General features: G+C 37.8%; 12 protein-coding genes. All 12 read right to left on the bottom strand.

The window, feature by feature from the left end:
- Positions 1-3: 3 nt before the first annotated feature.
- The 12 genes from ZPR_RS22005 to ZPR_RS21955 all read right to left on the bottom strand — a co-directional run bounded on the left by ZPR_RS22005 (position 4) and on the right by ZPR_RS21955 (position 25,257).
- A complete protein-coding gene (locus ZPR_RS22005) occupies positions 4-675 on the bottom strand; it encodes an ABC transporter ATP-binding protein (protein WP_013074004.1) in 672 nt (223 codons plus the stop codon).
- Between the two features lie 76 nt (positions 676-751).
- Positions 752-3,133: an ABC transporter permease gene (locus ZPR_RS22000; protein WP_013074003.1), complete on the bottom strand. Its 2,382-nt coding sequence runs from the start codon at positions 3,131-3,133 to the stop codon at positions 752-754.
- Between the two features lie 104 nt (positions 3,134-3,237).
- Positions 3,238-5,652 carry an ABC transporter permease gene (locus tag ZPR_RS21995; RefSeq protein WP_013074002.1) on the bottom strand — a complete coding sequence of 805 codons (2,415 nt, stop codon included), beginning with the start codon at positions 5,650-5,652 and terminating at the stop codon, positions 3,238-3,240.
- 38 nt (positions 5,653-5,690) lie between these two features.
- Positions 5,691-8,135 carry an ABC transporter permease gene (locus ZPR_RS21990; RefSeq protein WP_013074001.1) on the bottom strand — a complete coding sequence of 815 codons (2,445 nt, stop codon included), beginning with the start codon at positions 8,133-8,135 and terminating at the stop codon, positions 5,691-5,693.
- A 64-nt stretch (positions 8,136-8,199) separates the two neighbouring features.
- Positions 8,200-10,671 carry an ABC transporter permease gene (locus ZPR_RS21985; protein WP_013074000.1) on the bottom strand — a complete coding sequence of 824 codons (2,472 nt, stop codon included), beginning with the start codon at positions 10,669-10,671 and terminating at the stop codon, positions 8,200-8,202.
- Positions 10,672-10,709: 38 nt separating this feature from the next.
- Positions 10,710-13,106, bottom strand: a complete 2,397-nt coding sequence (locus tag ZPR_RS21980; protein ID WP_013073999.1) for an ABC transporter permease — start codon at positions 13,104-13,106, stop codon at positions 10,710-10,712.
- Between the two features lie 38 nt (positions 13,107-13,144).
- On the bottom strand, positions 13,145-14,110 hold the full coding sequence (locus ZPR_RS23820) for an ABC transporter permease (protein WP_233421332.1): 966 nt from the start codon (positions 14,108-14,110) through the stop codon (positions 13,145-13,147).
- 44 nt (positions 14,111-14,154) lie between these two features.
- Positions 14,155-15,558 carry an ABC transporter permease gene (locus ZPR_RS23815; protein WP_013073997.1) on the bottom strand — a complete coding sequence of 468 codons (1,404 nt, stop codon included), beginning with the start codon at positions 15,556-15,558 and terminating at the stop codon, positions 14,155-14,157.
- 39 nt (positions 15,559-15,597) lie between these two features.
- The gene (locus ZPR_RS21970) at positions 15,598-18,024 is read right to left on the bottom strand and encodes an ABC transporter permease (RefSeq protein ID WP_013073996.1); all 2,427 of its coding nucleotides are present in this window, start codon (positions 18,022-18,024) and stop codon (positions 15,598-15,600) included.
- Positions 18,025-18,026: 2 nt separating this feature from the next.
- Complete coding sequence (locus ZPR_RS21965; RefSeq protein ID WP_013073995.1) at positions 18,027-20,444, bottom strand: ABC transporter permease; 2,418 nt, start codon at positions 20,442-20,444, stop codon at positions 18,027-18,029.
- Positions 20,445-20,446: 2 nt separating this feature from the next.
- Positions 20,447-22,891, bottom strand: a complete 2,445-nt coding sequence (locus ZPR_RS21960) for an ABC transporter permease (protein ID WP_013073994.1) — start codon at positions 22,889-22,891, stop codon at positions 20,447-20,449.
- Positions 22,892-22,893: 2 nt separating this feature from the next.
- A complete protein-coding gene (locus ZPR_RS21955; protein ID WP_013073993.1) occupies positions 22,894-25,257 on the bottom strand; it encodes an ABC transporter permease in 2,364 nt (787 codons plus the stop codon).

The following is a 25,257-nucleotide window of genomic DNA, read 5'->3' as shown; positions in this document are numbered from 1 at the left end:
ATATTAAGATTTTGCGATACTACCGTCTAAAAGATTGATGATTTTAGAGGCATAAGCTGCGTTACTTTCTGAGTGTGTGGCCTGGATGATGGTCACCCCATCTTCTTCGTTTAATTGTTTAAAAAGCTGCATAATTTCGTCGCTTTGTTTGGAGTTGAGGTTTCCGGTAGGCTCATCGGCAAGGATTAATTTGGGTTTAGAAATTAATGCTCTCGCAATTCCTACCAATTGTTGTTGGCCACCGCTAAGTTGATTTGGGAAAAGGTCTTTTTTTCCTACAATATTAAAGCGATCCAGCATATCACCAACCAGTGCTTTACGTTCATTCGATTTTACACTTTTGTATAAAAGCGGCGTCTCGATGTTTTCGTAGACGGTAAGCTCGTCGATAAGATGATATTGCTGAAATACAAAACCAATGTATTCTTTGTATAATTTAGAGCGATGTTTTTCCTTCATATTATGAATGGTTTCATCCAGAAATTTATATTCACCTTCCTGAAAGCCATCTAACATACCGATAACATTTAGTAAGGTAGATTTACCGGAACCTGACGGCCCCATAATTGAAATGAATTCCCCTTCTTCAACTTTAAGACTTAAATCGTTTAGGAGAAATGTTCTTCTTCCGCCGGTAGTTACCCATTTGTAAATGTGGTCTAATTCTAATAACATGTTTTTATTTTTTTGAAAAATTATTATTTTCAAATCTTACAGCTTTTTGAAACCAACCTGTAAGGTTTGAATTTATCTATTCTGTTTTTAAAGATTTTACAGGATTAGCCATAGCCGCTTTTATAGCGTGAAAACTCACTGTTGCAATAGCTATAACTATGGCAATAATACCGGCTACTATAAATACAATCCAGCTAAGCTTTATTCGGTACGCAAAATTTTGTAGCCATGAATGCATAAGCCATGCTGCTAATGGGAATGCCAATACCAGCGAAATGGCTACTAACATTAGAAAATCTAAGGATAATAATTTAGTGATTTTAAAGACACTGGCACCAACAACTTTTCGGATTCCAATTTCTTTAGAGCGCTGCTCCGCAGTAAAAGCAGCAAGTCCAAATAATCCTAGGCAGGCGATAAAGACTGCAAGTATTGAGAATGCAAGTCCGATACTTGCCATTCTTTGCTCTGATGCATAAAACCGTTCTAAATTTTTATCCAAAAAGCTATACTGAAATGCCGAATTTGGGATAAAATCTTCAAAATCCTCCTTTACTTCTTCAATTACTCCGCTGATATCATTTCCGCGAAATTTTACCAGGAGATAGTTATGAAATTCTTGCGTCGCATTATTATGAAATGCATAAGCGCCAATACCTTCTCGAAGCGACGAGTAATTAAAATTATCTACAACCCCTTTAACGTAAGAATTATTTCCCAGGCTTAATTTTACTTTTTTACCAATAGCTTCTTCAGGTGATATTCCTAAAAAATCAACCGCTTTTTTATTCAATATCACATCTACAATACTATCGTTCTTAGCTTTTGTTTCTGGAAGTTTTTCGCCGGCCAGTAACTTTAGATTAAGTACGTCTATTATTTCTGAATCTGCATTGTTGGTTTTAATATTATAACTATTGCCGGTAAGAGGATTAATAATATTTCTACCGCTAACATCTACTCCCGGAAATCCCTGGGCACTGCTTACCCCAATGATATTCGATGAATTTTGAAGCTTATTTTTTAAGCTGTTTATACTGTTTTTATTTTCTGCTGCTCCAATAGATACAGCCAGAATTTTATCTGGATTAAAGCCTAAATCTCTGTTTTTAATGAAGTTTATTTGTTGGTAAACGACTAAAACCCCAATAATCAAAATAATCGATGCTGTGAACTGAAAAATAACCAGGCCTTTTCTAATCAATAAACCTGAAGTTTTAGATTTAAACCCGGATTTTACGACTATCTGCGGTGCAATTCGGGATAAATGCAGCGCAGGATAAGAACCGGCAATAAGGCTGGTTACTGCCCAGATCACAAAAAGGCTGATAATAAATTGCGGCGAAAATAAATTTCTGTAATCTAGCGATATTCCTGTGATCTGGTTAAATAATGGTACTGCAATAATGGCCAAAATGATACTAAAAGAGATAGAAATAAGTGTAATTAAGGCCGTTTCAGCATAGAAACGTAAAATGATCGATTTTGTAGAAGCTCCCAGCGTTTTATTAATCCCAATATCTTTATGTCTTTTTTGTGATCTTGCAGTAATCAAATTCATATAATTGATGCAGGCAATAATCAATATAAGTATGGCTAAAAAGCTAAGATTTCGTACTTCTTCGATATTTCCAATTTGGGCACTATACGAATCAGAATAATTTGCCGAATACAAATGGACTTTAGTGAATGGCTGTAAAGAAAAGGTGTACCAGAGGTCTCTAACCTCTTTTTTAATTAGCGCTGCAATCTTTTTTTCTACCAAATGTAGATCAGCATTTTTAGAAAGTAATGCATATGTTTCAAAGCTCGCATTGTCCCAGGTAGGATTTTTGGCAAAATTGGTAGATTGAAATGAAGCAATAGTATTACAATCTATAGTGCTGTTATTTGGGAAATCTTTAAAAACTCCGGTAATCTCAAAATCCTTATAGTTTTCTAAGTTTAGCTGCTTTCCAATAGGGTTATCATTTCCAAAATATCTTTTAGCGCTACTTTCAGAAATAATGATCGTATTTGGTGTAGCTAAAGCCGTATTAGGATTTCCATGGACAAATTCCAGATCAAAAACATCAATTATAGCTTCATCGGCATAAAAAAATCGCGGTTCAATCAGTTCTTTATTATTAACCGAAATGGAAGCAGGCTGGCCAAATGCATAATGATAAAACCGAACGGTTTTTTCGATTTCAGGTATTTCATTTTGAAATGCCGACCCAACGGCAGGCGGACTCGCACACCAAGTTTCAGAAATTTGCTGATTTGTAGTATGAAGCAAAACCCGGACAATACGATCTTTTTTAGGATACATCGTATCGAAACTTTTTTCGTGAAAAACAAAAAGAAATAGTAAAAGAGTAATTCCCAGCCCGATAGAAAGACCAAGAATGTTAAGAGTAGAGAAGAGCCTATCGGCTTTAATTTTTCTCCAAGCTAGTCTTATATAATTTCTGAACATGATGATGAAATTTTACTCGATAATCGAGATTAAATGCTCCGAGTCTTGCCTCGAAATAAAAAATGATTTTCTAATAAATGCCTTGCGGGCTTACTTAAGATAATTTACTCTGTTCGTAATGATTTTACCGGATTTTGTAACGCGGCTTTTACAGTTCTAAAACTTATGGTGGCAACAGCAATTAAAAGTGATAATACACCTGCCGCGATAAAAAACCATAGGCTTAATTCAATTCTAAATACATAATTTTGTAGCCATTCGTTGGTAAAATACCAGGCAATTGGTGTGGCGATCACAAAAGCAATTCCCACCAGGATTAAAAAATCTTTGGTTAATAACAAGGTGATATTGGTGACTCCTGCGCCAACAATTTTTCGAACACCAATTTCTTTCGTACGTTGGGTTACTACTAAGATGGACATGGCAAAAAGCCCAATACAACTTAAAATAATAGCGATTATCGATCCGCTTGTAATCATGCGAGTTAATCGTTTTTCATTTCTAAAGGTGCGATCGATATTTTCATCAAGAAAAGAAGCAGCAAATTCGGCATTTGGTTCTATGTTAGCCCAGGCATCTTTTATCACATCATAAGTTTGTGAAGCGGTATTTGGAGCTACTTTTATATAAGCATAATAAAGATCCCAGTTTGGATCTACAGAGATGGTAAGTGGAGCGATTTCTCTATTTAAATCCTGAAAGTTATAATCTTTAAGTACCCCGATAATTTTATAATTCCTGTTGTCATCAATTGGGATCATTTTATTTAAAGGCTCTTCTTCCTGAAGCAGTTTTGCCATTGATTCGTTAATAATCAGGCTAAGACTATCTGTGGCAAAATTTCGGTTAAAATCACGTCCTTCTTTCAGTTTCAGGTCTAAGGTTTTTATATAATCATAATCTACAGCTAGTACATTAGTATTAATATTTCTACCCTGATATTCAAATCCTATCTGACTTTCAAAACGGGAACCCGTAGCATCGATTCCCAAAATATTATCGGCACCACTAATGCTTACAATACTAGGATTATCCTGAAGTTCATTCCGTAGTAATTTTAAAGATTCTCTGGCCGATTTTTTACCGTTAAGCGGAAATGCGATCACTTGTTCTTTATTGAAACCTAAATTTTTATTCTGCATATAATGTAATTGCTGCCACAACACCAAAGTTCCTGTAACCAAAAGAATGGCAATACTAAACTGAAAGACCATCAGCACGTTTCGCAATCTATTTTTACCACTCATATCCAGTTTTCCTTTTAGTGACTGAATAGTTTTTAATTTTGAAAGTAATAATGCAGGATACCCACCGGCGATTAAAGTGATTATCGCCAGGATAAGTAAAAAGCCCAGAATCATCGATGGATTTATGATACTACTGAACTCAGCTGGAACTCTAAATAAAGACTGAAAAGGATCGGCGACCAAAAGACTTATCAGTAAACCAATAATTGCTGAAGTAAGAAAAATAAACACGCTTTCTGCCCAAAATTGAATAAATAGCTGGGCTTTTGCAGCGCCTAGTGTTTTACGCATGCCAATTTCTTTTAGTCGTTTTGTGCTTCGGGCAATGCTCATATTAATGAAATTTACGCTGGCAATTAGAATAATAAGCATTCCTATCCCAAAGATCAGGTAAGGGTAATTTCTGGAAACTTCAAAAAGATGATTTTTAATTTTTACAAAATGCCAATCGGTAATCGGCATTAACTTTAGTTTTTTAAAGTTTCCTTCGGTATTTGGTTGCGCGCCATCACGCTCGGCATCTTCGATATCTCCTTTAAAGTGAAGGTTAGTGAATTTTTGAGCATTTTTTTCAAAATTGGTTACGGCAACACCATTTTCTAATTGTACGTATACATGATGATTTCTATTTCCCCATTCGCTTAAATTTTCCTGATAATCCGGCATGTTTTCGATAGAAACAGCAATATTAAACTTATCATTAGTGTTTTTAGGCAGGTCTTTTAGTACAGCACTAACTACAAATGGTTTTAATTGACCGCCCATCTGAATATCTAATGTCTTGCCGATAACACTTATTTCTCCAAAGATTTTCTTAGCACTTTCAGCAGTGACTACCACCGAGTTTTGATGTTCGAGCAAATTATTTTTTGTTCCGTAGCGAATGGGAAAAGAAAACATCTTAAAATAATCGTTGTCCAAAAAAGCCACATCTAATAGCAATTCTTTCTCTCCCTTTTTTACCAGATTATAAGCTTCACGGTATCGGCTAGTATATTTAATCCCAGGAACTTCTTCTTTAAGTGTAGGTGCCATGGCGAGCGGCTGCGTTATAGTAGCTTTTGCGCCCTCTGGGTTTTGTGAAATAAAATAAGAGATAAATAAACGATCCTTATTCTCATGAAAATTATCAAAAGAAAGTTCGTAAACTGAAGCGATACTGAGTAGTATGGCAGCAGCAAAGGCGATGGATAAGCCAAAAATGTTTAGGCCCGTAAAGGTTTTATCTTTGATGAGATTTCGCCAGGCGATTTTGATATAGTTTTTAAACATGATTAATTATTTTGTCCCGATAGTTATCGGGAGATGATTTATTCAGTTCCTAAGGATTTTACTGGGTTTTTAGAAGCAGTCCTAATCGTTTTAAGACTTATAATTACAAGAGCCAGAGTAATCATTCCTAGTCCGCTTAAGGCAAAAACCCACCAGCTCATTTCGGTTCTAAAGACATAATCCTGAAGCCAATTTTGAATTCCCCACCACGCAAACGGAACGGCTATTAAGAAAGCAAGGGCTATTAATTTTAAAAAATCTTTGCATAGCAACATATTGAGCTGAGCGACTGTTGCACCCAGCACTTTACGAACCCCTATTTCTTTGGTGCGCCTCGTAACGGTATGAATCACCAAGCCCAACAAGCCCAAAATACTTATCAAAATAGAAAGTCCCGTAGCCCAATTTAATAAGGTAGAAAGGCGTTTTTCCCGCTCATAAAATCGCGCGATGGTATCGTCTATAAATTTGATTTCGAAAGTTTCCCCGGGATAAACCTCTTGATAAGCATCTTCTATGCGCGCTAAGGTTTGCTTGAGCAACTGGGAATCATGTGTTGGTAAGGTCACATGAATATTTCTAAATTGACTCCAAAAACCCCTGTCGGTGTCCCCTCCAAATACCATAGGCTCAACACCAGTCTTAAGCGAGCGTTGCTTAAAATCTTGCATCACCCCTACAATGCGGTAGTTCTCTTTGTTTATATTAAGATTCTTATCTAAGATCTCCTTTGGGTCTTTAAATCCTAAAGCTTCTAAAGCAGTCTCATTGACCACATATTCGTTGATCGTATCATTGAGCGGTATTCTGCCGGCAATCAAGGGGATTCCATAAACATCAAGATAAGACAGGTCTCCATATAAAATTTCAAGATCTACCTTTATTTCCCGGTCTTCATTTTGAAAAGTTACCCCAGAAGAATGTGTGCTAAAAGAAGCTGGTGGCATTCCACCTAAACTGCTTTTTTCAATACCCGGTATATGCTCAAACTTCTGTAATAAGAGTTCGTTTTTATCAACGCTTTTATACTGCCAGGGACGCGATACATACGCAACAGCATCTGTTTTAAACCCCATATCTGCATTCATCAAAAACCGTATTTGCTTCCCTACCAATAAAGTCGCAATTAAAAAGACCTGGGCTATGGTAAATTGAAAGACGGTTAAGAATTTTCTCAAATTTGATTTTCCTGAATTAGAGGAAGCTGTACTCCTTATTACGCGGTAGGGCTTAAATCTCGTAAGCACAAAGGCCGGGTACAATCCAGATAATAAAGTCACCACAAGGAGTAGCAGTATACAGCATAGAAGAATTACAGGTTCCTTAAACAGCGAGAATGCAAGACCATCTGGAATGAAATCTGAAAAAACCTTAAGCAAATAACTAGCTAAAACCAGCGAAATAACCGCAGCTATAACTGTAAGTAAAAAAGTCTCACCTAAAAATTGGGAGATTAGTTGTTTTTTTGAACTTCCCAAGGTCTTACGAATGCCTATTTCTTTTGCCCGTTGATAAGCCTGAGCAGTATTAAGATTGATGAAATTGACGCACCCCAGTAAAAGAAGAAAACCGGCAATAAAACCTAAGCCCATTAATACAGAGCGGTCTGCTGTATAATTATTGAAACTAAAAATACCATAATCGGTATCAAAATGCAGGTCTTTTAAAGCTTGCAAATTAAACCTTCGGCTTATATCAAATTTTTTATCGTATTCTGATTGATGATTCTTGGCAATTTGATCTAACTGAGTCTGTACAGTTGCTGCATTTGGGGATACCAGTTTTACAAATATTTGCGCACTGTTTGAGGTGCTACCCCATTCCTCACTAAATGCACTGGTTACCATATCTGTTTTTTTGGCCGTTTCTCTTGAAAGAAATTCTTCAAAGATCAAATCTGTTCGCTTATCTAAATTTGCTACAACTCCAGTTACTTTAGCCACTATAGAATCATTATAAACCAACTCTTTCCCCAGTATATTTTCAGGTTTGGTTTTAGGAAAATATTGACGTGCTCTTTTTTGGGTAAGCACCACTTCATTTGGATTATGTAGCGCATTTTCTGCAGAGCCTGCAATCCACGTATAGTTGAATATTTTAAAATATTCAGGATTTGTAAAAACAGTATATTCCGGGTCTTTAAATACGCTTCCACTACCAGGATTCATCACATTCGTAAAACCACCTGTATAAAGAGCCGCAGTTGTTTCAACCTCTGGGATTTCCTCCTTTAGCACCTGATAGAGCGGGACAGTGACACCGGCATTTCCAAAAGTGCCTTCTGGACTTTTAAATGTTGTCGTGATCCTAAATATGCGATCACTATCCTTATGAAAATCATCAAAGGTAAAATCATAATACACCATCAGGCCGATTACAAATGAAGCGCTGAAGCCAATGGCGAGGCTGATGATGTTGATTGCCGAAAAAAGCTTGCTTTTCCAGATATTCCGCCATGCGATTTTGATGTAGTTCTTAAACATGATCTAGTGTTATTGTTATTGCTATTCTTACTGCTATTAATTCCCCCTTTGGGGGCTAGGGGGCTTATTCCATTCGTAATGATTTTACCGGGTTAGCTACTGCGGCTTTAATGGCCTGAAAGCTTACGGTACATAGGGCAATAGTCAAGGATAAAGCTCCTGCTGCTAAAAATGCCCAGATGGGTATGTCTATACGATACGCAAAATTCTGAAGCCAACGATCCATTGCCAACCAGGCTACCGGTGCAGCCAGGATTAATGACAGCATAACCAACTTTAAAAAGTTAGTAGCCAAAAGTTTTACGATACTGCTTACATTTGCCCCTAAGACTTTGCGTACCCCTATTTCTTTGTTACGTTGTTGCGCTGTAAAGGCTATAAGCCCAAATAATCCCAGACAAGCGACAAAAATGGCCAATATGGTAAAAACCGTAAATAAAGAAGCCAGCCGCTTATCTTCCTGATAGGCATAGGCTAAATCTTCATCCAGAAACGAATATTCAAACGGATTACTTTCTACGTAAGCTTCCCATAAATCCTGCACTTGACCGATTACCTGCCTGGTATGCTCCCCGGATATTTTAAGACTGATAAATGTGGTGCGTGTATCGTAACTCTTTGATTCTTCTGCAAAAAGGGCAAATGGCTGAATGGGTGTATGTAGGGATTCCAGATTAAAATCTTTTAAAATACCTACTACCGTATAATATTCCATGTTTCCACCGGGATAGCGTATTTGCTTTCCTATAGGGTTCTCCCAACCTATTTGAGCCGCTGCTGTTTCATTAAGTATAACCGATAGTGAATCTTTAAAGCGTTTGTCAAAGCCTCGCCCGTCAACGATTTCCAGATCCAGCGTTGGTATAAATGCATCGTCTACCAGATACGAACTCAGGGAAATATCAGTTGCAATATTGGGTTCATCTGCTGTGGGTTTGGGTGTGTAAAAATCTCCGAAGTTTCCACGGGTGAGCATCCCGCTCGAACTGCTTGCTGCTTCTACACCGGCCAGTGCGATAAGTTCTTTTTTGAAACTAGCCAGATTGTTACCCAAACTTTCGGCATTATTGATGACCAAAACCTGATCGTGCTCAAAACCCAAATCTTTTTGCTGCGTATAACGCAACTGACTAAACACCACTAGGGTGCAAATGATCAAGGTAATCGCTATGGAGAATTGAAAAACAACCAACCCATTACGAATAAAACCAGATTGCGGGGTTTTACCTACTTTTCCTTTTAAAGCCCGTATAGGATTGAAGGAGGTTAGAAAAAATGCAGGATATATTCCGGCTAAAAGCGTAGTAAGCACCACAACACCTGTTATCAGCAAGATTAGATTTCCATTAAAAAATGCCTGAACCTGAAGCTCTTTTCCAATCAACCCGTTAAACAGTGGCAGAATCAATAATACCGTGATAAAAGCCAGTAGTGTAGCACAAAACGTATAACAAACTACTTCAGCCATAAACTGCTTAATCAGCTGTTTTCGCTGAGAACCCAACACTTTACGAATACCTACTTCCTTGCTACGCTTTACAGCTTGAACAGTAGATAGGTTCATAAAATTCACACAGGCCAGAATGATAATAAAGAAGGCGATAATGCCCAATATGTATAGGTTTTTAACATCGTGCTGCTCGGTTATGGAAGAGGTAATTCCCTGAGAATACAGATGAATATCTGACAAGGCTTGTAAGTGCAACTCCCAGTAATTCCCCTTTTTTATAAACTCCTCAAAAGGTTGTCCTATACGCTCAAAGGCGGGTGCTGCTTGTACCTTAAGCATCTCGGGAAATCGGGATTCCAGATGCGCGGGGCTTGCCGGATTTTGGCTGGCTTGTGGCGTGAGTTTTACATAGGTAGCCATATTGAGCCATACCCAACTCCAATTGAAATAGGTGACATCTTTAAAATTAGTCACCGGCATCAGTATATCAAATTTTACCGAAGCCGGATAGCTGGTTAAATCTTCAAAAACACCGGTAACTTTCAGTGGTTTCTTCTCCTCGCCGTATTCTAATGTTTTACCCATAGGATTTGCATCCCCAAAATATTTCTTTGCGATTTGCGGCGTAATCACAATACTATTGGGCTCTTGTAAACAGGTTGCAGCATCCCCTTTTTGTAAAGGATAGCTTAGGACTTCGAGAAAATTGGGATCAACGGCAAGGATTTCAGATTCATTAAACACTTTTGAACCCGCAGTACTTTCATAGGCTAATTGGGTATTATCAGGTTGATAGATGCGTGTTGCACTTTCAATTTCCGGAAATTGATCGACCAAGGCTTCCCCCGCAGGTGGTGGCGTGTATCCCGCATAAAACGCATTATCCCCCATTTTGCCTTTCATATTCACCCGGTAGACCTGCGCAGCCGCATCAAACTGCGTATCGTAATCCAGTTCATTTTGAATATATAGGGCAATGAGTATCACCGATACCAAACCAATGGTTAACCCCAAGATATTGAGAACGCTGTTGGTCTTGTATCTTAAGATATTCCTCCAGGCTATTTTGATATAGTTTTTAAACATGACTCTTTGTTTTGTCCCGATAGTTATCGGGAGATGATTTATTCAGTTCTTAGGGATTTTACAGGATTAGCTACTGCGGCTTTAATGGCCTGAAAGCTCACCGTACATAGGGTAACCACTAAGGCTCCTGCGCCTGCAGCTACAAAAACCCATATTGAAATATTGGTTCTATACGCAAATTTTTGAATCCACTGTTGCATCAGGTAAAAAGCAATAGGTGATGCGATGAGCAATGCGATAATTACCAGCACCACAAAATCTTTAGACAGTAAGAGCCATAGATTAGGCACTGAAGCACCAAGCACTTTTCGCACTCCTATTTCTTTGGTGCGCTGTTCGGCTACAAAAGAGGCTAACCCAAACAAGCCCAAGCAGCTAATAAGCATCGCAAGAAGCGTAAACACTTTGGCCAGGCTCGCAATACGTTCTTCCGTGGCAAACTTTTTAGCATACTCTTTATCTACAAAATCATAGGAAAATGCAGCATCGGGAAAATAATTTTTGTAAACCGCTTCTACGGTAGCCAGGTTTTTACTCATACTTTGGTTTTGATTGAGTCTTAAACTCCAGTAACTCGCACTTTGATACTTATCAAAGGCATAGACAGCCTGCTTTACCAAATTATACGGCGACTGTGCAATTACATCCTTTACAACCCCTACTATTTTATATTCGGTATAGTCAACCCCCTTTTCACCTGTGGCTAAAATTTTACCTACAGGATTTTGCATATTCATATATCGGGCGGCAGACTCGTTAATGAGTACGGCACTGGAGTCTGAGGGAAAGTCCCTGGAGAATCCCCTTCCTGAAATCACCTCAAGGCCTAAGGTTTCTGCATACTCGTACGAAACCATCGAGTAGCTAAAATCTGCTTGAAAATCTTGAGGTTTGCCCACCCAGCTAATGCCAGACCGTGTTGACCATACATCTGTAGAAGGACTGCTTGAAGAAGCCATTTCGGTTACTGCCCCAGAGGCTATAAAAGCATTACGCATCATATCGCTTTTGCCCCAAAATTCAGCACCCCGCAACGGTATCTGTATCAGCCCGCTGGTATCATAACCTATAGGTCTATTTTTGCTGAATTCGATCTGCGACATCACAATCAAAGTGCCGATGACCAAGGCTATAGAAACACTAAACTGTGTGATTACCAGAATTTTTCGAGGTAGCGCAGCCCTTTTCCCCGCTTTAAAGCTTCCTTTTATAACTTTTACCGGTTTAAATGAAGACAAATACAGGGCTGGATAGCTGCCTGAAATCAGCGCTGTAACACTTATAAACACGAGTGTTGAGGTCCAAAAAGCCAAGCTATCCCAAGGAAAATCAATGCTTTTGTGGGATATTGCATTAAAGGAATTTAAAAAGAGCAGCACCAGCCCCACAGCTAGTATAAAAGCCAGGATCACGATCAGAAAGGATTCGCTTAAAAATTGCTTGACGAGTTGATTTTTTGAGGAGCCTATAGCTTTACGAATGCCTACTTCCATCGCCCGCTTTTCAGAACGCGCTGTACTGAGGTTCATAAAATTAATACACGCCAGTACCAAAACCACAAGACCAATACAACCGAACAGCCACACATTTTCTATAGGTCCCCCGTTTTGTTGGCCATTATCAAAATGCGTATACAAATGCCAGCGGTTCATAGGCCATAAGAAAAACTCCGGATTGTATTTTACCTGTTCAGGGTCTCTATTCTTCTTTAAGGGTGCGATTAATTTTGAAACTTCGCTAAGCTTTACCCCATCGGCGACTTCTACAAATAGCTGAAAAGAATCGTTTCCCCATTGATCTGCGGCATTCTTTATCCAGCTTCGGTTTGCGTACAGGGACCAAGGCATTAAATAATCTAAACCTGCAAAATCATTTCCCTCAGGGATGTCTTTAAAAATACCGGCAACCATCATTTTATATTCATTGTCAACGGTAAGCATTTTACCTGTTGGATCTTCATCACCAAATAAGGTGGTTGCTGCGGTTTGGGAAAGTAATAATGAATTGCTATCATTCAATGCTCCAGATTGACCACTTATAAATTGTAAATCAATGATATTCCCAAATTCTGGTTGTACCGAATACCCGTGCATCACCAGGGTATTAGCATCTGCTTTCATAAACCGCTCCCCTTCCCAGGAAGCCATGCTTATATTCTTGAACTTGTCTTTAAATTCTTCGCGTAAAGCAAATTCAAGCGGACGCGGAATTGCATTATCGGTATCTATTTCACCGTTATAATTTATGTTTTGATAAACCTGCGCAATTTGATTCTTGTTTTTATAATAATCGTTGTAATTGAGCTCGTCTGCCACCCAAAGCCCGATCATAAGCGTTACCGCCATACCCAGCGACAAACCAAAGATGTTGATCGTTGAATATCCTTTGTGTTTTAAGATATTCCGCCAGGCGATTTTGATATAAGTTCTAAGCATAGCTGATTGTTTTGTTCTGATAGTTATCAGGAGATGATTTATTCCGTCCTTAAAGATTTTACCGGGTTTTGTAATGCGGCTTTTATACTTTTAAAACTGATGGTGATTAATGCAATAGCTAATGTGATGATAGCAGCCAGTATAAACTGCCATATATTCAAATCGATGCGATAGGCAAAATCCTGCAACCATTTTTGCATAGCATAATAACCCAAAGGAAAAGCAATTAAAAAAGCGACAAAGATCAATTTGATGAAATCTGCGGCAAGCATTCCCACTATTTCACCGATATTGGCTCCTAGCACTTTACGAATCCCAATTTCTTTAAAGCGTTGTTCTGTTGCGAATGTGATTAGCCCGAATAAACCTAAACACGCGACAAAAATGGTGAGCATCGTAAAAGCGCTTAAGATGATGCCCATCCTTTTTTCATTGCGATACGTCTCTTCAAAAGACTCGTCTAAAAAAGAATAGGTAAAGGCTTGTTGCGAGTTGAATTTTGACCATTTTTTTTCAGCAAAATCGAGAATCTTACTCACCTCAGCATTTTTGGTTTTTATAATTAATCCGCCATAGGGATTGTATGCCAGTACCAAAGGATCGATCTCGTTATGTAAGGATTTAAAATGGAAATTTTTTATAACACCAATCACCGTAAATTCTTCATTTTCCGGATCTGCGGCTCTTTTAAATGTTTTTCCGACAGGGTTATCTCCTAAGCCTAAAATTTTAGCGGCTTCTTCATTAATAATCGCTTTATTAGATTCATTTTTTAATTCCGCAGAAAAGTTCCGCCCCTTAATGAGCTCTAATCCCAACGTAGGTAAGTATTGCTCATCTACATCGTAAAAAAAGAATTTCCTCAGATACTCATTATTCTTAAAAATACCTTGCACGTGATTGTCTGTTTCTCCCGCAGGAACAAAAGCAGACCTGCTTACACTGGCTATACCCGGATTTCTAAGCAGTTCATCCTTATAGGAATTCACCTTTTCTGAACCCATTTTATAAGCATCTCTCAACACGATTACCTGATCTTTATTATAGCCTAATTTTTATGCTGAATGAACTGCATTTGCTTGTAGACAACAAGGGTTGCCAGAATTAGCCCGGCCGAAATCACAAACTGAAAAACCACCATTCCACTTCTTAAGCTGTTTTTTCTTCCGCTACTTGCAAACTTACTTTTAAGGGCCATTAAGGGTTTAAAGGAAGAAAGTACAAATGCGGGATAGGCTCCTGCCAGCAAACTAATCGCAATCACAAAAGCCAACAATAAAAGAACAGTTGGAACATTTAAAAAGCTAAAAAACTGTAGTTCTTTACCCGCCAGGTCATTAAATGTTGGTAAAAGAAGCGCTATAATACCTGCTGCCAGAAAGGTTGCAAAAGAAGTTGTGAGTAAAGATTCGGTTAAAAACTGTGTTACCAATTGTTTTTTATCAGATCCCAGTACTTTTCTAATTCCTACTTCCCGACTGCGTTTTGTAGCGGTTGCAGTAGCCAGATTCATAAAATTTATGCAGGCGATAAGCAACATAAATAGTGCTATAGCACTAAAAATATACACGTATTTGATATCTCCGGAAGGGGAAAGCTCGGTATTCGGTGCAAAATCTGAGTACAGATGAATATCCGTAAGCGGTTGTAAAAACAATCCCAACTTATTGTTCTTTTGAAACTCCTCGTATGATATACCTATGGCTTGCTGTACCTGGTCGCTTATATACTTCTTCATCCAAGAAGGGACCTGGGCTTCTAACTGCGCAAGGTCCGTACCGGGCTTTAGGGCTAAGTAGGTCGCAAAACCGGAATTCACCCAGGAGTTTGAAGTACTACTTTTTTTATTCTGCATCGGGATAAACACATCAAACTGCAAGTGGGTATTATGCGGGGTATTTGTGAGCACTGCTGTTACTTCAAGATCTTGTTCTATATCCTGAAATTTTATACGTTTTCCTATTGGGTTTGCAGTACCAAAATACTTTTTAGCTTCAGAAGAAGTGAGCACTACGCTATTGGGGTTTTTAAGTGCTGTTTTGGCGTTCCCTTTTATAAACTTGAAGCTGAAGACTTCAAAGAAGTTAGGATCTACATAAGCCGCCCGTAGATTTTCAAAAGTCGTATTGTTATACAGAATTTGCGGATTGTACACCGTACTCAAGCGCGTAGCATTCTTCACTTGTGGAAAGTCTTCCTTAAAGGTTTTGGCTACAGGAGCTGCCACCATAGCTTCGTTAAGCTCTTCCCCGTTTACATTACCCCGCAACACAACCCTGGCGATATTCTCGGCATTATCATAATAACGATCATAGCTAAGTTCGTCCCAAACGTAAAGAGTTATCAATAAACAACTGGCAATACCTATAGCAAGGCCACAACTGTTTAAAAAGAATAAAGACTTATCTTTTTGAAGATTCCGCCAGGCGATTTTTAAATAGTTTCTAAGCATAACTGATGAGGTTTGTCCCGATGATTATGGGGTGATGAATTATTCCGTTTTTAAGCTTTTTGCGGGATTGATGAATGCTTTTTTTGCAGATTGGATTCCCACAGTTAACATAGCGATACCTATTACTACGGAAGCTGCAAGGCCAAAAACCCACCATTTTATTTCTATGCGATGTGCATAATCCTGAAGCCATTCCTGCATTGCATACCATCCAATTGGAATTGCTATAATAATGGCTACAGCAATGGTTTTTAAAAAGTCTTTAGAGAATAGCATCACGATAGATTGTACCGATGCGCCAAGTACTTTACGAATCCCTATTTCTTTTACGCGCTGCTCTGTCACCTGAACGATCAAACCAAAAACACCCAGGGCAGCCAGAAATAAACTAAGCGCACTAAAGAAGCTGAAAAACTGTAAAAGTTTGGTTTCGGCATCATATTGTTTTTGTAATAGGTCTGAAACATTATTGATTTCCAAAAGTTTGTAAGGATAAAATTCTTTCCATAATTCGTTGATTTTGGCTATAACTTTTTCTTCAGAGCCGGGTTTTATACGCATTAGTAGGCTTCCGCGATCTGGATTTTTATCAGCCTGAATTACGATTGGTTTTGCGCTGGTTCTAAGATTTTCATTATTAAAATTGCTCACAATGCCTACAGGCATTGCTTCCAAATCTTTATTGGCAACATTTAATTGATCAACTTTTAAAAGTTTTGCAGCCTGAGCGGTAATTAGAGATGGTCTTTTCTCCAACTCAGCTTTTTTGACCGAATCCATTTCAACATAAAAACTTTGTGGCAGGGCATCACCGCCAAAATCATTGCTTAAAAATCTTCCTTTTTCAATTTCCAGGCCTAGTGTTTCAGCTAGATCGGTATCAGCGAACATATAGCAGATTTCCACTTCAATACCAGTATTATCCGGACTTTCAACTCTTCGCATCATACTTCCACCTCCAAAAGAGGGCAACCAGGAAGTAATACTTGCTTTTTCTATAAACGGGCTTTTAAGTAATTCGTCTTTAAAACTCTCTCCTTTATTCTGCCAGGTATTATACTTAATGCTTAAAAGATTAGAAGCATCGAACCCAATATCTTTAGATTTTAAAAGTGTTACTTGTTGGTTTACCACAATCATAGCGATGAGTACAACCAGTGAAATTGAAAATTGAAAGATCACAAGCCCTTTTCTTACAAACTGAGTTTGGCCCGTGCCGCTAGATCTAAATTTTTTACGCAGTGAAGCCAAAGGATTTATTCTTGAAATCAATAGCGCAGGATATAAGCCTGTAAGAATGCTTAAGACGAAAATCGATGAAATGGCACAAAGAAATAATAAAGCAGAATTGCTGAAAGTTAGCGCCAAAGGATGATCGATATAGCTTACAATACCCGGTAAACTTAGCTGATAGATCACAAAAGCAAGAATACCAGAAATAAGAAAAAACAATCCAGATTCTGCTAAATATTGTGAGATAAGCTGAAAGCGTTCTGCTCCTAAAACCTTCCTAACACCAGTTTCCTGCATTTTATGAGAAGCTCTGGCAGTAGTTAGATTAATATAATTGATGCAGGCGATAACCAATAATAAAATCGCTATCGCACCCAAAATATAAAGTTTTTGGGCACTTCCTTTATAGGTCTGGTTACCAGCAAAATCAGATTTTAGGTAAATATCCTGTAAAGGCTGTAACTCAAATTTATCTGGATGTTCAGCTTCGGTATAATTTGAATACCAGTTATTGAATTTCGCCTCAAACTTTGTTTTATCCACATCGTATTTCAGACTTACGTAATAGTTTTGAACAAAGCCAAATTGCTGCTTATTAAGTACCTCTTTTATTGGTTTACGCAGATAAATCACCTGCCCTCTTAGATGTGTGTTTTCAGGAATATCCTTAAAAATCCCCGTGATAAGATATTCGTTAGGCTCATTGCTGTAAGAAGGAAGATCTCTGATGATTTCACCAACCGGATTGCTACCATTAAAAAATCTTTTTACCAATGATTCTGAAATTACAATGTTTGGAGTTCCTTCAACTAAATTATTTGGACTTCCTGAAGTGATCTCAACATCAAAAATGTCCAAAAACGAAGGAGTGGTTTGGATCACTTTGGTTTTTGTGCCTTCTCCCATTATATTTCTAAAACTAAAATAGGTATCAAATTGATCGATTGTAGCAATACTCTCAACTTCCGGGAAATCTTTTAAAGCGATATTAGTTCCCGATATTGCGTAATCTCTTTTTTCTAAAAGTTCTCCGTCTCGGGTATTTATCGTATTTACTCTAAAAATCTGGTCTTTTTTTGTCCAAAATCGATCATAAGAAGATTCATCGATCACTACCGTAGTTACGGCAAGGCAGGCAGCTAAACCAATGGTTAACCCAATAATATTGATTAGTGAATAGGTGCTATTCTTAAGTAGATTCCTCCAGGCTATTTTGATGTGATTTCTGATCATGGCTATTCGGTTTTTAAACTTTTTGCAGGATTAATAATTGCTTTTTTTGCGGATTGTATTCCAACGGTTAACATAGCGATACCTATTACTACGGAAGCTGCAAGGCCAAAAACCCACCATTTTATTTCTATGCGGTACGCATAATCCTGAAGCCATTGCAACATGGCGTACCATCCAATTGGAATTGCTATAATAATGGCTACAGCAATGGTTTTTAAAAAGTCTTTAGAGAATAGCATCACGATAGATTGTACCGATGCGCCAAGTACTTTACGAATCCCTATTTCTTTTACGCGCTGCTCTGTCACCTGAACGATCAAACCAAAAACACCCAGGGCAGCCAGAAATAAACTAAGCGCACTAAAGAAGCTGAAAAACTGTAAAAGTTTGGTTTCGGCATCATATTGTTTTTGTAATAGGTCTGAAACATTATTGATTTCCAAAAGTTTGTAAGGATAAAATTCTTGCCATAATTCGTTGATTTTGGCAACAACTTTTTCCTCAGAGCCAGGTTTTATACGCATCAACATTGAACCGTAATCATCATATTCCATAGCTCTTATAACTATAGGTTTTCCTGCTGTTCTAAGTGATTCGTTATTAAAGTTCTTTACAATACCAACCGGTTTTGCATTTAGATCTTTAAATACATGGTTAAGCGTGTTTTCTGGAAATAATTTGGCGGTATTTTCAGTAATTAAAACAGGGGTATTTGCCATTTTATAGATATCGGTAGAATCTGAAGAGAATTGCAAATCCTCATTTAAAAAGTCACCCGGAAATTCAGAATTAAGGAAACGCCCTTGTTTTAGTTCCAGGCCTAAAGTCTTTGCAAGATCTGCATCTCCAAAAAGATACCAGATTTCAATTTTATTTCCGGGATTAAAAGGATCATCTAAAGATTTAGTCATATTTCCGGCGGTTTCTCCGGGAGTCCATGCATTTAGGCTTACACTTTCGATATAAGGACTATTGGCGAGTTCATTTTTAAAACTTTCACCTTTGCCTTCCCAAGATACATATTGAGTTCCTAAAAGGTTATTTTTATTAAAACCTATATCTTTATTTTTCAATAACTCTACTTGCCTATCCACCACGATCATCGCAATGATGACCACAACAGAGACTGAAAACTGGATTATGACAAGTCCTTTTCTAATATAATTTTGATGTGTACCAGATTTTATAATTTTGTTTTTTAATGCTGAAGTTACTCGCACTCCAGAAAGTAAAATAGCCGGATACAAGCCTGTGAAAATTCCTAATATTAAAATCGCTAAGCTATAAATTGAAATTAGGCTTATATCTTTAGTGAATATCTTGGTAAGGGAATGGCCTATAAAATTCTCGATCAACGAAATAGAAACTTGATATATTATTAGCGCCAGGCATCCCGAAAGAATGAAAAACAACAGTGAATTGATTAAATTTTGCTGAATGAGATGGGATTTATTAGCACCCAGTACCTTTCGAATTCCTGTGTTTCTAGCATGATAAGAAGCTCTTGCCGTTGTTAAATTGATGTAGTTAATACAGGCTATTAATAGCAATAAAATAGCAATACTACCTAAGATTAAAAGCTTTTTCTCACTCGTATTTGTGTTTTTTTCGTCGAAACTTGAATTCAAATAAATATCATAAACAGGTTGAAAATCTAGTAAATATGGATTTTTAGAATCGAAAAATTCGATATACCACTTGTTTACTTTTTCCTGAAGCTTTTTAGCATCTGTTCCCTTTTTGGTTAGCAGAAATAGTTGTGAAAAGGTACCGTAGCCTTCTTTGAATAAAGTTTCTTCTCGCCTATCACTGATATGAAGTACATCAGCTTTAAAAATAGAATTATCTGGGATGTCTTTGATTAGCCCGGTAATGATATAGGATTTAGGTTTTACTCCATATGAAGGCTGATTTTTTAATTCTTTACCTACAATATCTTCGTTTGGGAAATATTTGTTTTTAAAACTTTCTGAAACCACTAAATTCTCTACACCAAACTGAAATTCTTTAGGATTACCTGCAATTATTTTAAAATCCAAAATATCCCATGCAGTACTATCTGTCTCTAATACATTTACCGGAATACTATTGTCCTTACTTATCTTAAAATTTTCAGTGAATACATGTATCCCAGAAACTTTTTCAGCTTCAGGAAAATTTTCGGGTAACGCAATCTTCCATCCTTCAAAGGCCTTTGTCGTTTTAGTCTGTTTATCCGCACTAAGCTTGTAAGTGCTATTCAGTCTAAAAATCTGGTCTTTTTTTGTCCAAAATCGGTCATAAGAAGATTCATCGATCACTACAGTGGTCACGGCAAGACAGGCAGCTAAACCAATGGTTAAGCCAATAATATTGATTAGAGAATAGGTGCTGTTTTTAAGCAGGTTCCTCCAGGCGATTTTGATATGATTTCTGATCATGACTATTCGTTTCTTAAAGAGTTTACAGGGTTTTGAATTGCAGTCCTAATCGTTTTAAAACTAATAATCACAAGGGCTAAAGCGATCATTCCCAGTCCGCTTAAGGCAAAAACCCACCAACTTAAAGTGGTTTTATAGGCAAAGTCTTCTAACCAAACGGAGGTCCTCCAATAAGCAATAGGTGTAGCAATAACAAAAGCCAGGGCTACAAGCTTTAAGAAGTCCCTACACAACAAGACCTGTAGTTGAAGTAACGAGGCACCCAGTATTTTACGAATCCCTATCTCTTTTATGCGCCGCTCTGTATTATAAATCACAAGGGCAAGCAGACCTAACACGCTAATCAAAATAGCCAGGCCTGTAGCCCAGTTTAGGAGTTTCTGGGTGCGCTGTTGCGACTTATAAAAATTAGCTATGGTCTCGTCCATAAACTGAATTTCAAAATCAGAATCAGGATAAACCGATTTATACATGTCTTGTACTTTGGCAATGGTAGCAGACAGATCTGATGTTTTAGGTTGAATTTTAAAATGAATCATCCTAAATTGGGAAAACCAGTTTCGACTGATGTCCCCTACAAAGACTACCGGCTGTATCTGGGAGGTTAAAGGTTTGTGGTTAAAATCACGCATGACGCCCACAATAGGATAGCCATTCTCTCCCTGCATCAAGCGTTGCCCTATTGCTTCTGCAGGTTCTTTAAAGCCCAACTTGTGTAGCATGGTCTCGTTGATCACATATTCTTTAATGGTATCATTAAGGGGTTTTCGACCCGCCAGCAGTTCTAACCCATACAGATCAAAATAGGACGCATCCCCAAAACGCTGTTCCTGTATGACTTCAATAGTTTCGCCATCCTTAATAAAATCCACAACTGTTGAATTGATATAAAAAGATGCAGGTGGAGGTCCTGCCAAACTAATCGTGGAAAGTTCGGCAATAGTCGCCAGCCGGTTTTTTAAAAGCTCCTTTTTGCTTAAAGCGGGATCGTTCCAGGGAAGCGGAATGCAGGCAATATCGTTTACGGCGATCCCGATATCCTTATGCATCAGGTAATTGATCTGCTTGCCCACGAGAAGTGTCCCTATGATGAAAACCTGAGCAACTACAAACTGAAAAACGGTAAGGCCTTTTCTAAAACCCCCATTAGATGTCTGGGAAGCAAACTGATTTTTCAACACGGAAACCGGTTTAAAACCAGAGAGCACAAAAGCCGGGTACATACCAGACAACAGCGTAACCACGAGTATCAACACAAACATGGCAGCAATGATCCACGGGTTTGCAAAAAGCTCAAAATTTAATCCAGGTGGAATAAATGCTGAAAAAACACGCAACAACCAAAAAGCTAAAATCACAGATACCAATGCAGCTAATAGCGTAAGGAGGAAGGTCTCGCCTAGAAATTGAAAAACCAGTTGTTTTTTTGAACTTCCTAAAGTCTTACGAATACCTATTTCACGGGCTCGTTGTGTAGCCTGTGCCGTCATTAAATTAATGAAGTTAATACATCCCAAAAGCAACAGAAACAGCGCTACCATCGCTAAATTGGACAAGACCTTTTTACTTGCCTGGGGAACGCTATAGTCAAACGTACTGTAGCGGGTATCAAAATGAAGCTCATCTAAAGGTTGTGGGTAAAAACGCGTCCATTCCCCAGCATCAAGATCTTCTTGATCAGTATGCGACTTACTCATTTCGTCCAACTGCTTTTGAATCGTTGCAATTGCAACATCCGGAAGGCTCTTAAACACAACTTGTGCACTGGAATTGTAACTGCCCCAGTTGGTATTGGTCACCGTTGATTTGATATCTGACTGTAATGCCGTAGGAAGGGAGATAAATTCCTGAAAAACAAAATCACTGCGTTGCTCAAAATTGGCAACAACACCAGTTATTTTAGCAGGTATGGAGTCGTTATAGATGAGTGTTTTGCCAATGAGGCTTTCTACGGGTGTGTTTGGGAAATAGTTTTTGGCCCGTTCCTGGGTAAGTACCACTGCGTTAGGTTCATGCAAACTCCCTGATTTATCGCCAGCAAGCCAGTCGTAATCAATCACGTTAAAATAACCACTATCGGCAAAAATCACATGCCTGGGCTTTTTGAAAAGCCTTTCTCCACTTTGTGCCTCCACTTTTAAAGGCTCATAGGTGTAAAAAAAGCTCACGCCTTCCAGACCACTCACATTTTGTTTTAACGCATCGGCCAGCATGGCATTTACACCACTAAAATGATCGGTGCCGTCAGGACTTATAAATTGTGTGGTGATGCGATACGTACGCTCCCCATCCTTATGGAATTTATCAAAGGTAAAATCATAATAAACCATCAAGCCTATCACAAACGAGGCGCTGAACCCTATCGCAAGACTAATGATATTAATTGCTGAAAAAAGCTTATTCTTCCAGATATTCCGCCAGGCGATTTTGATATAGTTTTTTAGCATGACTATTCAGTTTTGATGTTTTTTACAGGGTTTGCCAGTGCCGCTTTAATGGCTTGGGAGCTTACCGTCAGTAATGTAAGTGTGATAGCTCCAAGACCAGCAATAACGAATACATCTAAGCCTAAATTAACTCTGTAATTGTAATCTGAAAGGAAGTTATCCATAGCCCAAAAAGCAATTGGAAATGCTACGACGCAAGAGATAATAATTAATATTAAAAAGTCTTTGGATAATAATCGAACAATAGAAAATACTGAAGCTCCTAAAACCTTACGAATCCCAATCTCTTTAATTCGATTTTCAGCTAAGAATGCGGCTAAGCCTAAAAGACCAAGACATGAAATGAATATGGTAAAAAAGGCAAATATGGCTGAAAGTGTTCCGGTACGTTGTGATTCCGAAAATTTGCTTGCATAATCCTCATCTACAAAATGATACTCAAAAGGATAATTTGGATTATATTTTTTAAATATCGCTTTAGTCTTAGAAAGAGCATCGGTTGTAGTTAGGTTAGAATTGTATCTAATATTTATAGTGCTTAAATTACCTGCAGGGCCACCAATAATCATAGGCGAAATAGGTTCAAAAGGGGATCGTATTATAAAGTCTTTTACAACACCTACCACATGCCAATTTTTATTGTTATCCTTTATAATTTTTCCGATAGGATCTTCAAAGCCCATTGCTTTAACTGCGGCTTCATTTAATAACATGGCAGTAGAATCTGTTGGGTATTTTTTTGGATCAATATCGCGTCCTTTCACAAGTTTTAGTCCACCGGTTTCTATTAGGTTTCCGTCGGTATAAGTACGATCGATGATCGTATTATCATCTGGACTCTTTCCCTCCCAACCAATACTAGACGAATTACTCCATCCTTCTGTAAAAGGCGAAAAAGTTCTAGTTACAGATTGTGCTATATTTTCCGAAATAAGATCGTTTTTTATCGAATTTATATTCTTAGCAATGTCTCCTTCTTCGTAAAGAAATACCAGGTTATTTTTATCGTAGCCATTCTCCCGATCCTTGCCATACTGAATTTGCTTGTTGATGATTAAAGTGCTTATAATTAAAATTATAGCAATACTAAATTGAAATACTACCAAAAACTTTCGAATATTAAATCCAGATTTGTCTTGTTGTAATTTTCCTTTTAGAATAGCTATTGGCTTAAAAGAAGAAAGAAGAAATGCCGGGTAACTACCAGCGATAAAACCAGTAATTAAAATGATACACAGTGTAAATATCCAGAATTGAGAATTAAAAATATCTACTGATATAGGGTACTTTAAAAGGCTGTTAAAATAAGGAATGGTAATGATTGTAATGCCAATGGCGATTATGCCCGCAATTCCTGCTATTAAAACAGACTCTGAAATAAACTGCCATATAAGAGCTCCCCTATTAGCGCCGGCAACTTTTCTAACACCAATTTCTTTTGCTCGTTTCTCACTCCTAGCCGTGCTCAAATTCATAAAGTTGATGCATGCAATTAGAAGAATAAATAAAGCAATAACTGTAAAGAGTATAACTGTATCTATACGCCCTCCAGCAATTTCTCCATTTTCGAATTTAGATCGCAACCACCAGTCAGAGATTTTATGAATGATGATCTCGTTATCATTATTCCCATTGGTACTGGTTTTAGCAATATCTTTAACTTTATTACTGAAATTTTCTGGAGTTGTTTTCTCAGATAATTTCGCGAAGGTTAAAACCGAATTGTTTTTCCAGTTATTATCGTCCCCACCTACTCTTTTAAGTAAGGACCAAGGAAGTAAGTATTCAAAATCAAATTGTGTGTTTTTAGGAAGATTTTTTAAAACACCACCTACAGTTAGAAGCTGATCGTTATTTACCTGAATGGTTTCTCCTACGATTGATTTTTTATTTCCAAAGAGTTTTTTAGCCGTTGCTTCAGTTATGACAATATTCATTGGGTTACTGAAAGCTGTAGCTAAATTTCCTTCAACTAAAGGAAAGCTAAACATCTCTAAATAATGGGGATCTATAAAAGCTCCAGAAGGAATTAAACTATTCTCTCCTTTACTAAAAAGTAAATCATTGCTATTCAACAATCTTGAAGTCAATTCAATTTCAGGGAAGTTATTTTGTATGGCAGTAGCGAGTGGTTTTGGAGTATAGAACCAGACTTCGGTTTTATCGTTCCACTTGCCTTTGTTCCCTAAAACATAAAGCTGATCTAAATCTTTGTGAAAGGTATCCATATTTCTTTCATGGTTAACCATTAAAAGAATAAGCATGGTGACTGCCATTCCCAGGGCTAAACCAAAAATATTAAGAAAGCTGAATCCTTTATTTTTCCAGATATTCCGCCAGGCGATTTTGATATAGTTTTTTAGCAT

The sequence above is a fragment of the Zunongwangia profunda SM-A87 genome, from assembly GCF_000023465.1.
Lineage (GTDB): Bacteria > Bacteroidota > Bacteroidia > Flavobacteriales > Flavobacteriaceae > Zunongwangia > Zunongwangia profunda.
The sequence above is the reverse complement of the archived record's forward strand: the minus strand, read 5'-3'. Positions and strand labels throughout refer to the sequence as shown.

What these genes read in the sequence shown, in the direction of transcription:
- ZPR_RS22000 (WP_013074003.1), bottom strand. Translation starts at nt 3,133, where the DNA reads ATGTTCAGAAATTATATAAGACTAGCTTGGAGAAAAATTAAAGCCGAT.
- ZPR_RS23815 (WP_013073997.1), bottom strand. Translation starts at nt 15,558, where the DNA reads ATGCTTAGAAACTATTTAAAAATCGCCTGGCGGAATCTTCAAAAAGAT.
- ZPR_RS21970 (WP_013073996.1), bottom strand. Translation starts at nt 18,024, where the DNA reads ATGATCAGAAATCACATCAAAATAGCCTGGAGGAATCTACTTAAGAAT.
- ZPR_RS21985 (WP_013074000.1), bottom strand. Translation starts at nt 10,671, where the DNA reads ATGTTTAAAAACTATATCAAAATAGCCTGGAGGAATATCTTAAGATAC.
- ZPR_RS21955 (WP_013073993.1), bottom strand. Translation starts at nt 25,257, where the DNA reads ATGCTAAAAAACTATATCAAAATCGCCTGGCGGAATATCTGGAAAAAT.
- ZPR_RS21990 (WP_013074001.1), bottom strand. Translation starts at nt 8,135, where the DNA reads ATGTTTAAGAACTACATCAAAATCGCATGGCGGAATATCTGGAAAAGC.
- ZPR_RS21980 (WP_013073999.1), bottom strand. Translation starts at nt 13,106, where the DNA reads ATGCTTAGAACTTATATCAAAATCGCCTGGCGGAATATCTTAAAACAC.
- ZPR_RS21960 (WP_013073994.1), bottom strand. Translation starts at nt 22,891, where the DNA reads ATGCTAAAAAACTATATCAAAATCGCCTGGCGGAATATCTGGAAGAAT.
- ZPR_RS22005 (WP_013074004.1), bottom strand. Translation starts at nt 675, where the DNA reads ATGTTATTAGAATTAGACCACATTTACAAATGGGTAACTACCGGCGGA.
- ZPR_RS21995 (WP_013074002.1), bottom strand. Translation starts at nt 5,652, where the DNA reads ATGTTTAAAAACTATATCAAAATCGCCTGGCGAAATCTCATCAAAGAT.
- ZPR_RS23820 (WP_233421332.1), bottom strand. Translation starts at nt 14,110, where the DNA reads ATGGGTTCAGAAAAGGTGAATTCCTATAAGGATGAACTGCTTAGAAAT.
- ZPR_RS21965 (WP_013073995.1), bottom strand. Translation starts at nt 20,444, where the DNA reads ATGATCAGAAATCATATCAAAATCGCCTGGAGGAACCTGCTTAAAAAC.